Genomic DNA, 13,263 nt, shown 5'->3' with positions numbered 1-13,263 from the left:
ATAGGATAAAACGAATGAAGATTATCATTAAAACAATGGAAACACCTGAAGAGATAGAAGGAAAATCTCTCGTTCATTGGCAAACGTGGAGAGAGGCTTATGACGATCTTTTACCCGCGGATTTTCAGGAGACGATGACATTAGAAAAATGTCGATTCTTTAGTCAAAAATATCCAGAAAATACCTTGATTGCGATGGATGGAAAGAAGGTTGTTGGATTTATCAGCTATGGAAATTACCGTGATGAGACCATTCAAGCTGGTGAAATCATCGCCTTATATGTTTTAAAAGATTACTATGGAAAAGGTGTGAGTGAAAAGTTAATGCATGCTGCATTTGTTGCTCTCAATCATTTCTCTGAAATTTATTTATGGGTATTGAAAGAGAATAAGCGAGCCATTGCTTTCTATCAAAAAATGGGTTTTACTTTGGATGGCCTAGAAAAAATGCTTAAACTTGGAAAACCTGTTAAGGAATTGCGGATGATGTGTTCTTCAAATAAAAATTCCTAAAGGATCTATCTATCAATCTTTGAACCATTATCAACTAATAAAGTATAAAAGTGAAATAGATAGAATGAAAAAAAGATGAAGGAGAAGATGAATGAAAATTTTAGTCATTAATGGGCATCCTGATAAGGAAAGTTACTGTCAGGCTATTTTTCAAACCATTGTCGAAACTATTGACTCAGGTCGCCATGAACTTGAAGTCATCAACCTTAATGAAGAGGACTTTGATCCGGTTTTACGTTATGGCTATCGAAAACGGATGGAAGAAGATTCTTTTATCCTTCGTTCCCAAGAATTGATCCAGTGGGCGGATCACCTGATCTTTGTCTATCCCATCTGGTGGAGTAGTATGCCTAGCCTTATGAAGGGCTGGATCGATCGGGTCTTTACACCGGGGATTGCTTACTCGGCCAATGATCAAGGAAACTTTATCTGGAATTACCTCAGAGGCAAGCAATTTAAGAAGTTGCTTAAAGGCAAAACCGCCAGTATTTATGCGACCTCCATGGCGCCTACTTGGTGGTACAAGATCTTTTCAGGCCCTCTCAACATTCCTGATAGTTATGGTATCTCCGTTTTGAAAAATGCCGTCTTGAACCACTGTGGGATTAAAACCAAGCGCGTCTGCATTTTGGGTGAAGTCGGCCGCGATGTGAATACCGCTAGTATGCGGAAACAGCATCTCCAAAAGGTAGCAGTAGAAGTCAAGAAACTTTGATCAGAGATGGGTTACTACTGATAAGTTAGTGTCTTTAGTTGTATTTTGATTGGCTTTTGGTTAAACTATTACATAATCTATAAAACATAGGAATGATTCCATATGCTACTTTTTATCTATATGATCTATGTCATTTATTCACTATCAAAAATGAAAAGAGAAGGAAAAAGAGTCTCAATTTTCACTAAGTTGATTGTTTACGGCTTATTGATACTCTCTTCGTTTATGCTCTATTTCAGTTTATTGTCATTTTTATTTAGCCCGTTGCCATTTTTTGGCTTTCTAGCTACTCTTGCTATTGGTGGTATGATGCTATCTCTGAAAATAGTCATTGCCCTTGCTTTACTTTTGTTATCGCTCAGCCTATTCTTAGATAGTAAAAATAGTGATCCAGATACGCCTCTAATTGATCATTGGCTTCGATTAGGTGTTCATATCCTATTGATCATTATTTAAGGCAAGAACGTTTTTCGTTTTCATTTACAACTGGTATCCCTTCTATCGGACACAAATAGTCAGTTGGAAGAATGTCGAGGGGGGCTACTTTTTAGTCTCTTTGCTAGCCTGATCCTGGTATTATTCATTGAGTTGTTCTTTAGCAGTGATGTCATGGTTCGGTAACGATTCACTCGGAGTATTATTTAAAAGAGAAGTCAATTGTCTTTCAGAGAGGCTCTCTTTTGGATGCCTATGATGAATACCATGAGCTGGTAAATCCCTTTGTGATGAAAAAGAGATAAAGAAAAAAGTTTATATTGATTAATTGTCAATATCATAGAAAGGAAATATATGTCACGTACAACGCCTACTATACTGTGCAATCTTTGCATGGTCGAAGATCTTGAAAATGGGAAAGTAGTCCTCCAATACCGCTCACCTGAAAAGACTCACTGGGCTGGCTATGCTTTTCCAGGTGGCCACATTGAAGAAGGAGAAAGTTTGGTAGAATCCGTCATTCGTGAAGTCTACGAAGAGACAGGACTGACAATTGCAGATCCAAAACTGGTCGCAGTTAAAGACTGGGAGCCAGATGAGGGAGGTCGCTATATCGTCTTTTGCTACAAGGCGACAGAATTCACCGGCCAGCTAAGATCGTCTGAAGAAGGAGAAGTTTCTTGGGTTGAGAAGGACCAATTAAAAAAGTTGGACTTGTCCTACGACATGCTTCCTCTGCTAGAAGTGATGGAGGATCCAGACTTATCCGAGTACTACTATCGTAAACGGACAGATGATGGTTGGGAAAAATTTCGCTATTAAGGAGTTGGGTACACCAGCTCTTTTCTTATTCTTGTAAGAAGTGGAAAAAAATAGTATGATGGAAGAGTTTAGGAATACCTTATATAGAGGGAAGAGGTTTTAACATGAAGGATTTTCACTTTGATGCCATTGCTGCATTTGAAAATTACGAGATCAAAACCATGAGAGATGGCCATGTTGTTGTGACAACCAAGGTCGTTGAATCATCACTTAATTATTATGGAAACGCGCACGGTGGCTATCTCTTTACCTTGTGTGACCAGATCAGTGGCTTGGTCGTTATTTCACAGGGAGTAGATGGTGTGACCTTGCAGTCTTCCATCAATTATTTGAAAGCAGGGCGCCTAGGAGATGTCCTAACGATTCACGGGGAATGTGTCCACAGTGGGCGGACAACTCGGGTTGTCGATGTCGATATTACTAATCAGGAAGGTGCCAATGTCTGTAAGGCCACCTTTACCATGTTTGTAACGGGAGAAAGAGATGAATCAGCAAAAGTACGCATTTAAAAACTATATCTTTGATTTTTATGGAACCTTAGTCGATATCGAAACCGATGAGTCGAGTCCAGTTTTGTGGGAGACCATGGCCCAAATCTACCAGTCCTATGGAGCTCATTATACTGGGGAAAGTTTGCAAGTCCGCTATAAGGAGTTGGTGAAGCAAGCGGAGGAAGGTATCGCTAAGGAAAAAAAGGTCACTTATCCGGAGATAGACTTGACCGTGATTTTCGTTCAACTCTATCTAGAGAGTCATCCAACAGGAGCCAGTGTCCATCATCTCAAAGAGTGGGGACGCTTGATTGCTCGGACCTTCCGTGTCCTCTCTCGCAAACGCTTGGAGCTCTATCCGCACACGAAAGAAGTCTTAGAAGATATGAAAGCTGCAGGGTGTCGGATCTATCTCTTATCCAATGCCCAAGCAGACTTTACCAACCCAGAGATTGATTTGCTTGGCCTAAGAGAGATTTTCCATGATATTTATCTGTCGTCTGATGCAGGGATTCGCAAACCTCAGCGCGAATTTCTCATGAAAGTTATCAAAGACCACCAGTTGAATCCGAATAAAACAGTCATGGTAGGGAATGACTTCACTACAGATGTGGCTGTAGCGAAAAGCATCGGCATGCAAAGTATCTTGATCAATACCTTCCCCTACTCGGACGAAGAATTACAGAATAGGAGCCAAGCAGGCGTGCGCGTGATTCGAGAGATTCAAGAATTGCAAGAAGATAAAGGTGATCATCAATTTTAGGAGGCCAAGTTGCCTCTTCTTTTATTGACAATGCTACAGTTAAACAGAATTTGTCAAAATTTGCCTTTCATGGTATACTATGGGAGTTAATTTTGCTAAGGAGATTGAAATGAATAACTTACCAAACTGTCCAAAATGTAACTCTGAATACGTCTATGAAGATGGTGCCCTCTTGGTCTGTCCAGAGTGTGCTTATGAATGGAACCCAGCTGAAGTCGTAGAAGAAGAAGGTGTTGTAGCCATCGACGCGAATGGAAATAAACTGGCTGATGGTGATACTGTCACCTTGATCAAAGACTTGAAAGTGAAGGGTGCACCAAAAGATTTGAAACAAGGAACGCGCGTGAAAAACATCCGTATCGTCGAAGGCGACCACAACATCGATTGTAAGATTGACGGCTTTGGTGCAATGAAACTCAAATCAGAATTTGTCAAGAAAATCTAAAGATAAGAAGAAATAGTTCTATATAAAGTATACAAATTAATAGAGTTGTTTAAGTTTATAAGGAACTTTCCGCTGTGAGAAAAGTACTTGAAACAGTATTGTTTCAAGTACTCGGGAGTTTTGAAACTTTGGGTTCAAAACTAAGTCATGGAACTTCGAAGAAGTTCGCTGACGTCCGTCTTCACTTAAGGAAAGTTCCTGATTAAACTGAAGGGCCTAAACCCTTTTCTTTTGGGAGAATACTATGAAATTCAAACTATTGTTTAGCTATCGTTTTCTATTGTTTATCTTGAGTGTAATCGGCGTTTATTTGCAACTGACCAAGCATGGTGGCTTTGGGATGATGCTCTATTACACCATTTTGTCCAACATGTTGGTCATGTTCTTTATGGGGGACATGGTCTGGCGCATGCTTCGTGGTCGTTCGACCCAGACTCAGGGCTATCTTCGTTTAAAAGGTGGTGTCACCATGTCTATTATGATCACCTGTGTCATCTACCACTTTATGCTAGCACCCATCGCGACACCTGAGAAGTTTTACCGCTTGGAAAACTTCCTCTGTCACTACATTGTTCCTTTGATGTTCTTCTTTGACACCCTGGTGATTGATAAACCAAAACAATACCGTAAGTCGGATCCATTAGCTTGGACCTTGCTTCCCGTACTCTATATGGTCTTTGCTCTTCTCAACGGTTTGGTTCTTAAGTGGCCAGTTCCAGGGGCAAAAGACAGTCCTTTTCCTTATTTCTTTATCAATGTCAATCGTTTTGGTTGGCTTTATGTGGTTAAGATGGCGACCATCATTTTTGTCGCTTATTTACTAGCTGGATGTGGCTTGTTTGCCTTGAAGAAAATTGGGAAAAAAGGAACAGATCGTCATTAAATAGAAGATTTGTGGATTTAAATCCGAACATTCGTAGAAAATAATGAGTTTTTTCTTGCATCCCACTATAAACTGTGATATAGTATGGATAATTAAATAGTCCTTTAATCCTGTCCCGTGAGGCAGGCAAGGAGTCTGATCAAAATAAGGGGTAAACTAGATGCGTTCTAGGTCTTATCTCTTAGTATTTTTCTGAAGCCTCCTTGAAAAGGGAGGCTTTTTTCTATCAATTAGGAGGAAAAGATGAAGATCAAAGAAGTCGTTGATGATCTGACCATGAAGCGAGCGATTACTCGCATCACGTATGAAATCATCGAACGGAATAAGGATCTGAGCCAAATTGTTTTGGTAGGGATCAAAACTCGTGGCGTTTTCATTGCCAATCGCATCAAAGAACGGTTAGCACAGCTAGAACAAATAGAGGTTCCAGTCTGTGAATTGGATACCAAGCCTTTCCGTGATGATATCAAAGTAACAGAAGATTCAACCGTTTTACCAGTAGATATTACTGGCAAAGATGTCATCCTGATTGATGATGTCCTTTATACAGGTCGGACCATTCGAGCAGCCATCGATAATCTTGTCAGTCGTGGACGTCCATCGCGTGTCAGTCTGGCAGTCCTAGTGGATCGTGGTCATAGAGAATTACCGATCCGACCAGATTATGTTGGAAAGAACATTCCAACAAGTCGATCAGAGGAAATCATTGTCGAGATGACTGAGCTGGATGGTCAAGATCGCATCTTGATCGAGGTGAGTGAATAAGGTAGTTTTCAAATCGTCGCTATATACAGGAGTGACTGAGGAAGCTTCCTGTATTGTTTTCACATATGCATATCTTTGGAATGGAGTTACAACATGTCTACAAATCAAATCGCACTTAAAAACCTTGTCTCAATGGAAGCTTTATCAAACGAAGAAGTTATGGCCTTGATTAAGCGTGGGATTGAGTTTAAAAATGGAGCAAAAGCTCATTATGATGAGCAACATATCGTGGCTAACCTCTTCTTTGAGTCATCAACACGTACTCACAAAGCATTTGAAGTGGCTGAGTTGAAATTAGGTTGTGACCTCCTTGACTTTGATGTGAAAACGAGCTCTGTAAACAAGGGTGAAACTCTGTACGATACCATTTTGACCATGTCAGCTCTCGGAGTTGATATCTGCGTCATCCGTCACCCAGAAGTAGACTACTACAAGCAATTGATTGAAAGTCCAACTATCACAGCCTCTATTGTCAACGGGGGAGATGGATCTGGTCAACACCCAAGCCAAAGTTTACTAGACTTGATGACCATCTATCAAGAGTTTGGTCACTTTGATGGACTTAAGGTTTGTATCGCTGGTGACTTGGATCACTCACGAGTGGCAAAATCAAATATGCAAATCTTGAAACGCTTGGGAGCAATTCTTTACTTTGCGGGTCCAGACGAATGGAGAAGTGCAGAGTTTGAAGAATACGGAACCTTTGTGACGATTGATGAAGTGATCGAAGAGGTCGATGTCATGATGTTCCTCCGTGTGCAACACGAGCGTCATGATTATGAGTCTCTCTTCTCAAAAGAGAACTACCATCGTTTGCATGGCTTGACACAAGAACGCTATGATCGTATGAAAGACACAGCCATCTTGATGCACCCAGCTCCAGTAAACCGTGATGTAGAGATTGCTGACCACTTGGTAGAAGCTCCTAAATCACGCATCGTGGAACAAATGACCAATGGTGTCTTTGTCCGCATGGCTATTATCGAAGCGGTTTTAGCTGGACGTAAATAATATGTAAAAAAGAAAGGAGAAGTGAGAGAGTCTACAAAAAGGTGGTCTTTTCTCACTTTTCTTTTTGGAGTTTGTAAGGAGAATTTATGGTAAAACGTCTCTTAGTGTTAGAAGATGGGACGGTTTTTGAAGGAACTGGTTTTGGAGCTGATACCTATGTCAGTGGGGAATTGGTCTTAAATTCTGCCATGACGGGTTATCAGGAGTTGATTACCGACCAGTCCTATAAGGGGCAAATATTAGCCTTTACTTTTCCAGTTATCGGTACAACTGGGATAAACCGAGATGATTATGAATCTATTTTTCCTGGGTGTCTAGCAGTGGTAGTGCACCAATTAGCGAGTCATCCCAGTAATTGGCGCAAACAGTTATCCTTAGATGCTTACCTGAAAAAACACAATATTCCAGGGATCCAAGGAGTCGATACTCGAAAGCTGGCTAAAATTGTCACTGAACATGGAAGTATGAAGGCTACAGTGGTCAATGAAGGGGATGCGATTGAGCATATCTTAGACCAGCTCCGGGCAACCGTCTTACCTTTTGATCAAGTCCGCCAGGTGTCGACCAAAACCCCCTATGCTGCACCAGGGTTTGGTAAGAGTATCGTCTTGATCGACTTGGGCTTACGGCATTCCGTTTTGCGTCAATTGATTGCACGAGGTTGTAACGTCACGGTCGTTCCTTATTCAGTTAAATTGAAGGAATTAAAGGATTTGCAGCCAGATGGCATCATTCTATCCAGTGGTCCAGGGAATCCTCATCATATCGATGGTATTTGCCAGGTCATTGCTAAAATCGATCCTCATATTCCGATCATGGGAATCGGCTTAGGGGCAGAATTGCTGGCCCTTGCCCATGGAGGAAGCCTCACCAAACTAAAAAGCCCTCATCGAGGACTTAACATTCCTGTAAAAGAGGTGGCTACTGGAAAAGTCGAAATCACTAGCCAGAATCACCAGTACAACATCGAACGCGATACTCTTCCACGAGATTTTCTGATCACCCATGAGGAGCTTCATGATCACTCTATCGAGGCCTTTCGTCACCGCTATCTTCCCTTGATCGGTGTTCTCTACCATATTGAGTCCAGCCCAGGACCAAGGGAAAGTCTCTATTTCTATGACGAATTTATGGATCTGATTGAAAGTAAATTAGACGAAAGAAGGGAGGAGTTATGGTCATGAATCAAGTAACGCTTTTGTGTGCAGAATCCTTCAATGATGTCAGTTTGCTTGGAGCACTCACGTCTTGTCCCTTATTAAAAGAACGTGGCTACCAGACAGAAATCCTCTATTGTGGAGACGAGAACGACGTCACCAAAGAAGCAGGAGACGCTGTTTCGGTTATTCGTTTAAAGTTGGACAGTCTCAAAGAAGCCCTTCTAGCGACGAAAACAAAAAATTTACTGCTGTCATTTGCGGATAAGCAAGTCCTTGGTCTTTTATTCCGATTGGAAGAAATTGGGTTTCTCAAGGAACACAAAATCCGTATTCTAGGAACTTCGCTTAGGCAGTACCGTACCTTTTACCACCAGGCAGACCAAAAGTCATTTCTACAGGACTTAGGTTATCAAGTTCCTTCCTCATCCTTGGTTTCGACAGTGCGAGAGGCTATTGAGTTCTCAGAGCAGATCCAATTCCCTATTGTTGTTTGGCCACTTGCCAGCAAGCATGGGCAAGGTCGTCGGATTGCTAATAACTTGGATGATTTATGTGATGCTGTCGAAAAAGGACTAGAAGTATCGCCACAGGCTCAGTGTTTGTTGGAGCTCTCAACGGTTGGTTTCAAGGAGTTGGAATACATCGTCGTCCGAGATCGTCAGGATAATTATTATCTTGCGGGAAACATTGAGAGTATCGACCCGGTGGGGATCCATTCCAGTGATTCTTATCAAGTCATCCCAAGTCTGACGTTGACAGATACCGAGCATCAGACCTTGAGAGAGGCAGCTTTGTCTATTGTCCGGCACTTGAGACTGGTTGGAGCGACATCCATCAAGTTTGCGCTAGATCCAAAGAGTTACCAATTCTATATTCTTGAGGTCAATCCTTTTGCTTCGGATTCCTTCTCGACCATGTCCATGGCCTTAGGTTATTCGATTTACTACCAGGCCTTATGCTTAAAATTAGGCGACCACCTTTTGGACCTTCCTCATCCTACGATGAAGGGTCTTACAGCCCTGTTTGAACCTACTCTAGATCGTATTTTCTTTAAACTACCCGTCTTTCCAATGGAAAAGGTGACAAAAGTTCTCAATACACAAATTCATTCAGTTGGTGCAATTCATGGTTTTGGTAGTAGTTTGGAAGAAGCCTATCAGCAAGCTGTTGAAAATTTCGGTTCGAATCAATGGCCTAAGCATATTCTAAAAGAGATTTCGGACGATGAACTCATCCAACGGATCGCCAAACGAATGCCATATCGCTTTTCATCTATCTTAGAAGCTTTTCATCGAGGCTTCGAAAGGGAAGAAGTGAGTGACCTGAGTCGAATGGATCCGTTCTATCTCCAGTTTTTATATAATCTTTACTTGTATGAGCGACAAGAGAAGGAGCAACTATGTCCTGAGCTAAAATTACGTTCTTTGGATTTAACAGCTGGATTCGGTCAAGTTGGTGAAAAGGTTTCTTACTATAATTCGATCTGTGGCGAAGATGAGGTGCCAGATTGGAGTCAATGGAGCTTATTGGTTGATCAAGGCGCTCCAGAAGATTCGAGCCAGATTCTTAGACTGATAGATTGCTTGAAGCAGGAGCATGAAAAGGGAAGAAAAGTAGCCCTTCTGACACATCGTCCTTTTGCAGGACATGAAGCAGATACTTGCTTGCGAATCCCTCTCTCAATTTATGAGACTTACCAAAACCAGATTAACAGCCAGTTTGGTCAGGTAGTATATTTGGATGAATAGAATAAGAGCTTCGGTCAAGATAACCGAAGCTCTTTGTTTAATTCAATAGTGTGAATTAGAAATGGCTAACAATTCCGATGATGGTATCCACTGCACGTTCCATGGTTTGTAGGCTGACATATTCAAAGCGACCATGCATATTTTCGCCACCAGCAAAAAGGTTTGGAGTTGGAATTCCCATGAAGGAAATCTTAGAACCGTCTGTACCACCGCGGATTGGTTCAATAATAGGAGTAATGCCCAAATCTTCCATGACTTCCTTAGCCAGGTTGACTGGTGTCATGTCTTTCTCGATGACTTGTTTCATGTTATAGTACTGGTCTTTAAGGTTCAAGAGAACACGTTCAGCACCAAGTTCTTGGTTCATCTTGCTTGCGATGTCTTCCATCATGGCTTTACGGGCTTCAAAGTTCTCTGTTTCGAAGTCACGGATAATGTAGCTAGCATGCGCTTCCTCAACAGTCCCCTCGATATTCATTAAATGGAAGAAGCCTTGGTAGCCATCTGTTTTTTCAGGGCGGTCTTCTTCAGGGAGTTGATTGTGGAAGTCAATGGCTAACTGGAGAGCATTGACCATTTGGTTCTTAGCAGTACCTGGGTGCACATTGCGCCCTTTAAAGGTAATTTCAGCTCCTGCAGCAGAGAAGGTTTCGTATTGCAATTCACCAAGAGGACCACCGTCCACTGTATAAGCGAAGTCTACATTGAAATCTTCTGCATCAAACTTATCTGCTCCGACTCCGATTTCTTCATCTGGTCCAAAGCCAACTCGGATTTCGCAGTGTTTGATTTCTGGATGAGCATTCAAATATTCGATAGCTGTCATAATCTCAGCAATCCCTGATTTGTCATCTGCACCAAGAAGGGTCGTACCGTCAGTTGTAATCAAGGTTTGACCTTTGTAGTTATGGAGGTTAGCAAAATCAGCTGGATCTAGTGAATAACCAGAATCACCAAGAGGAATAGCGCCACCATCATAGTTTTCGATGACTTGAGGGCTGATATTCTCAGCATTAAAGTCAGCTGTATCCATATGAGAGATAAAGCCAATCTTTCGGGTGAGACTTGGATCGTTTGCTGGTAGCGTTCCGATAGCAAAACCATTTGGAAGGTAGTAGACATTCTGAAGTCCAACTCGTTCCATTTCAGGAATCAGTACATTCTTTGCAAACTCTACTTGAGAAGGTGTACTAGGAGTTGTTGTAGAAGTCTCATCAGAGCGAGTGTTGACTTTGACATAAGTTAAAAAACGTTCTAATAGTGTTGGGTATTTCATTTGTTTTTCCTTTTCTAGTTCTGTGCTTGTAAAACATAGCGCTTGATAGCAGTAGCGACACCGTCTTCTTCGTTAGAAGTGGTAGTGACATCAGCCAAGGCTTTGATAGCAGCTGGAGCATTGCCCATAGAAACTCCAAGACCCGCGTACTCAATCATTTCAATATCGTTGTTCTCATCCCCGATAGCCATGACCTCTTGCCTTGGTATTCCCAAGTATTCAGCCAGTGCCTTTAAGCCGGTCGCTTTATTTACCCCTTTAGGAAGGATCTCAAATAGGATCGGTTGGGAGCGAATAGTGTGGAAGCGCTGGGCTAATACTTCTTCATAGGTTTCTTGAAAGACATCAATCCGCTCTTTCTGATCGATAAACATTCCTTGGAAAATCGGTTGTGCCTCAAGAATTTCTTCTAGGCCAAGTGACACGGGGACTGCAGAAACGATGCTAGCATCCATTTTAGCTATTTCAGAAGGATTTCGATTCAAAATGATATAGCGATTTAAATCGAATAAACTTAATTGAGGATGGATCTCCTGAGTCAGTTGATCGAGATAAACCAAATCTTCTTCAGATAAGGCATCATAACTGATAACAGACCAATCTGATGATTTGACAGTTGTACAACCATTATTAATCACAGAGTAGGAGTGATTACTTTTGAAGGCGATTTCTTCAAAAATTGGACGAACACCAGAGAGAGGGCGACCTGTACAGATGACGACGTTTACACCAGCAGCTTCAGCATCCAAAAGAGCCTGCTTATTAGCAGGACTAATGGTTTTGTCTGGTGATAAAAGTGTCCCATCTAAATCAATAGCAACTAATCGAATCATAGCTCATCCTCCTTAGCTGGTAGAAAGCTAGCAATGACTTTTCCGATGACTCTTGGTTCTTCTTCTAAAGGAATAATCTTATCACTATACTTTTTATTGAGGGAAACGAGACGAATCCCTTGTGCTTCACGGAAGACACGCTTGATCAAGGTTTGCCCGTCGTACTCAATAGCATAGATGGCACCAGCAGTATCGTAGAAAGTTTGCTTGATTAGGGCAACAGATCCCTTTGGATATTTAGGTTCCAGCGAGTCTGTATGAATCCAAAGTGCTAGATCATAAGCCAGTTTTTGATCAAACCAAACCAAATCTCCCTTAGAAGCACTTTGACTTGCAGCATAACTGTCGAAGACCGTATATGGTGTGTATTTTTTCTCGATACGTTTCCGTTCAGCCTGTAAAACCAACAAGCGATTGGCTTCCTCTAAGAGTGAATCTTGAAAGTCCTCATCCAGTTGCTTATAGATAAACTCAATCTTAGAATCCTCCAAGGTATCTGGTTGACTATAACGAGGATCTAGGTCAGAGATGGGGATTTCAAAGAAGCTAGCAATCTTTTCTAAGTTCTCACTGACTGGAAGAGAAGTCCCTTTCACATAGCCGGTCAAAGTACTAGCTGGAATACCAGTTGTACGAGATAAATCGACCTGTTTCTTATTTTGAACCTTTAATAGTTCTCTTATTTTTTCGGAAATAATGCGCAAAGCCTCTTTATCTTGTGGGCTTGCTTTTCCACGTCCTCTTGCCAAGAGCTTCACCTCCTTTTACATTACAATTTATTATAGCGAATTAAATCGAAAAAGTAAATAGAAATCCTTTATTGTTCATTAATTATTTCAATTCGAATTAAATAGAAACACAAAATATACTATTAATATATTGTAAAACTTGATATTTTTAGGTATAAGGTCTAAAATAAAGGAAAAGACTTTATGGAGGTAGAAGTATGATTCGGACCGTTCAAATTAAAGATGCAGGTCAAATTCGTGATTTGTGCCACCAGGCATTGGGGTATGATTCGACCCTTGAGAAAGTAACAGCTCAGATTGATAAGTTTAATCAGCCAGATTCGGGTCACTTTTGCTTTGTTTACGAAGAGGACCAAACTGGAAATATTTTAGGCTATGTCGAAGCAGAAGCCTATGAGAGTATATATAGCGATCCAGGTTTAAATGTTTTAGGACTTGCTGTTTTCCCATCTGCTCAAGGACGTGGGATTGGTCGGCAATTGATGGAGCGAATTGAAACTCTTGCTCGAACTCATAACTATTCCTTTATTCGTTTGAGTTCTGCCTCTCATCGTAAAGAAGCTCATGTTTTTTATGAACATTTAGGTTATGAAGGAAATAAAACACAGAAGCGATTTTTGAAAATAATGGATTAAGATAGGCAAAGGCCTATCTT

15 protein-coding genes are annotated in these 13,263 nt (G+C 41.3%); 12 read left to right on the top strand and 3 right to left on the bottom strand.

Annotated elements, in window-relative coordinates; genetic code table 11:
• Positions 1-14: 14 nt before the first annotated feature.
• From ADH27_RS04850 to ADH27_RS04795, 11 genes are all read left to right on the top strand, one after another.
• Complete coding sequence (locus tag ADH27_RS04850; protein WP_048716147.1) at positions 15-512, top strand: GNAT family N-acetyltransferase; 498 nt, start codon at positions 15-17, stop codon at positions 510-512.
• A gap of 91 nt (positions 513-603) precedes the next feature.
• On the top strand, positions 604-1,227 hold the full coding sequence (locus ADH27_RS04845; protein ID WP_048716145.1) for an NAD(P)H-dependent oxidoreductase: 624 nt from the start codon (positions 604-606) through the stop codon (positions 1,225-1,227).
• Between the two features lie 789 nt (positions 1,228-2,016).
• The gene (locus ADH27_RS04835) at positions 2,017-2,484 is read left to right on the top strand and encodes an 8-oxo-dGTP diphosphatase (protein ID WP_193389718.1); all 468 of its coding nucleotides are present in this window, start codon (positions 2,017-2,019) and stop codon (positions 2,482-2,484) included.
• Between the two features lie 104 nt (positions 2,485-2,588).
• Positions 2,589-2,993 (top strand): PaaI family thioesterase, encoded by a 405-nt coding sequence (locus ADH27_RS04830; protein WP_048716141.1) that lies wholly within the window; start codon positions 2,589-2,591, stop codon positions 2,991-2,993.
• The gene (locus ADH27_RS04825) at positions 2,968-3,738 is read left to right on the top strand and encodes an HAD family hydrolase (protein ID WP_048716139.1); all 771 of its coding nucleotides are present in this window, start codon (positions 2,968-2,970) and stop codon (positions 3,736-3,738) included. The genes ADH27_RS04830 and ADH27_RS04825 overlap by 26 nt, the downstream gene beginning before the upstream one ends.
• Positions 3,739-3,847: 109 nt before the next feature.
• Positions 3,848-4,183, top strand: coding sequence for a zinc ribbon domain-containing protein YjdM (locus tag ADH27_RS04820; RefSeq protein ID WP_009731127.1), 336 nt, complete (start codon positions 3,848-3,850; stop codon positions 4,181-4,183).
• A 244-nt stretch (positions 4,184-4,427) separates the two neighbouring features.
• A complete protein-coding gene (locus ADH27_RS04815; RefSeq protein WP_048716136.1) occupies positions 4,428-5,066 on the top strand; it encodes a Pr6Pr family membrane protein in 639 nt (212 codons plus the stop codon).
• A 243-nt stretch (positions 5,067-5,309) separates the two neighbouring features.
• Entirely contained in the window at positions 5,310-5,831 is a 522-nt protein-coding gene (gene pyrR, locus ADH27_RS04810; protein ID WP_006596278.1) for a bifunctional pyr operon transcriptional regulator/uracil phosphoribosyltransferase PyrR, read from the top strand.
• A gap of 93 nt (positions 5,832-5,924) precedes the next feature.
• Positions 5,925-6,842, top strand: coding sequence for an aspartate carbamoyltransferase catalytic subunit (locus ADH27_RS04805; RefSeq protein ID WP_048716134.1), 918 nt, complete (start codon positions 5,925-5,927; stop codon positions 6,840-6,842).
• An 86-nt stretch (positions 6,843-6,928) separates the two neighbouring features.
• Complete coding sequence (locus tag ADH27_RS04800) at positions 6,929-8,026, top strand: carbamoyl phosphate synthase small subunit (protein WP_048690643.1); 1,098 nt, start codon at positions 6,929-6,931, stop codon at positions 8,024-8,026.
• Positions 8,023-9,750 carry an ATP-grasp domain-containing protein gene (locus ADH27_RS04795; RefSeq protein WP_238662881.1) on the top strand — a complete coding sequence of 576 codons (1,728 nt, stop codon included), beginning with the start codon at positions 8,023-8,025 and terminating at the stop codon, positions 9,748-9,750. The genes ADH27_RS04800 and ADH27_RS04795 overlap by 4 nt, the downstream gene beginning before the upstream one ends.
• 55 nt (positions 9,751-9,805) lie before the next feature.
• On the opposite strand, the gene pepT is transcribed toward ADH27_RS04795, so the two are convergent.
• From pepT to ADH27_RS04780, 3 genes are read right to left on the bottom strand one after another with little or no spacing between them, the layout of a single operon-like run.
• Positions 9,806-11,026, bottom strand: a complete 1,221-nt coding sequence (pepT, locus tag ADH27_RS04790) for a peptidase T (RefSeq protein ID WP_048716130.1) — start codon at positions 11,024-11,026, stop codon at positions 9,806-9,808.
• A gap of 14 nt (positions 11,027-11,040) precedes the next feature.
• Positions 11,041-11,859, bottom strand: a complete 819-nt coding sequence (locus ADH27_RS04785; RefSeq protein ID WP_048716127.1) for a Cof-type HAD-IIB family hydrolase — start codon at positions 11,857-11,859, stop codon at positions 11,041-11,043.
• Positions 11,856-12,608, bottom strand: coding sequence for a LexA family transcriptional regulator (locus ADH27_RS04780; protein ID WP_048716262.1), 753 nt, complete (start codon positions 12,606-12,608; stop codon positions 11,856-11,858). Before ADH27_RS04780 ends, ADH27_RS04785 begins: the two co-directional genes overlap by 4 nt.
• 197 nt (positions 12,609-12,805) lie before the next feature.
• Here ADH27_RS04780 and ADH27_RS04775 point away from each other — a divergent pair, with 197 nt between their 5' ends.
• Positions 12,806-13,243: a GNAT family N-acetyltransferase gene (locus tag ADH27_RS04775; protein ID WP_048716126.1), complete on the top strand. Its 438-nt coding sequence runs from the start codon at positions 12,806-12,808 to the stop codon at positions 13,241-13,243.
• Positions 13,244-13,263: the final 20 nt, after the last annotated feature.

The sequence above is a fragment of the Streptococcus sp. 343_SSPC genome (assembly GCF_001072385.1).
GTDB lineage: Bacteria > Bacillota > Bacilli > Lactobacillales > Streptococcaceae > Streptococcus.
This window is presented reverse-complemented; position numbering and strand designations above follow the sequence as displayed.

Bases quoted from the DNA above. Each gene is read 5' to 3' on its own strand.
- ADH27_RS04850 (WP_048716147.1), top strand. From the start codon at position 15: ATGAAGATTATCATTAAAACAATGGAAACACCTGAAGAGATAGAAGGA.
- ADH27_RS04845 (WP_048716145.1), top strand. From the start codon at position 604: ATGAAAATTTTAGTCATTAATGGGCATCCTGATAAGGAAAGTTACTGT.
- ADH27_RS04835 (WP_193389718.1), top strand. From the start codon at position 2,017: ATGTCACGTACAACGCCTACTATACTGTGCAATCTTTGCATGGTCGAA.
- ADH27_RS04830 (WP_048716141.1), top strand. From the start codon at position 2,589: ATGAAGGATTTTCACTTTGATGCCATTGCTGCATTTGAAAATTACGAG.
- ADH27_RS04825 (WP_048716139.1), top strand. From the start codon at position 2,968: ATGAATCAGCAAAAGTACGCATTTAAAAACTATATCTTTGATTTTTAT.
- ADH27_RS04820 (WP_009731127.1), top strand. From the start codon at position 3,848: ATGAATAACTTACCAAACTGTCCAAAATGTAACTCTGAATACGTCTAT.
- ADH27_RS04815 (WP_048716136.1), top strand. From the start codon at position 4,428: ATGAAATTCAAACTATTGTTTAGCTATCGTTTTCTATTGTTTATCTTG.
- pyrR (WP_006596278.1), top strand. From the start codon at position 5,310: ATGAAGATCAAAGAAGTCGTTGATGATCTGACCATGAAGCGAGCGATT.
- ADH27_RS04805 (WP_048716134.1), top strand. From the start codon at position 5,925: ATGTCTACAAATCAAATCGCACTTAAAAACCTTGTCTCAATGGAAGCT.
- ADH27_RS04800 (WP_048690643.1), top strand. From the start codon at position 6,929: ATGGTAAAACGTCTCTTAGTGTTAGAAGATGGGACGGTTTTTGAAGGA.
- ADH27_RS04795 (WP_238662881.1), top strand. From the start codon at position 8,023: ATGAATCAAGTAACGCTTTTGTGTGCAGAATCCTTCAATGATGTCAGT.
- pepT (WP_048716130.1), bottom strand. From the start codon at position 11,026: ATGAAATACCCAACACTATTAGAACGTTTTTTAACTTATGTCAAAGTC.
- ADH27_RS04785 (WP_048716127.1), bottom strand. From the start codon at position 11,859: ATGATTCGATTAGTTGCTATTGATTTAGATGGGACACTTTTATCACCA.
- ADH27_RS04775 (WP_048716126.1), top strand. From the start codon at position 12,806: ATGATTCGGACCGTTCAAATTAAAGATGCAGGTCAAATTCGTGATTTG.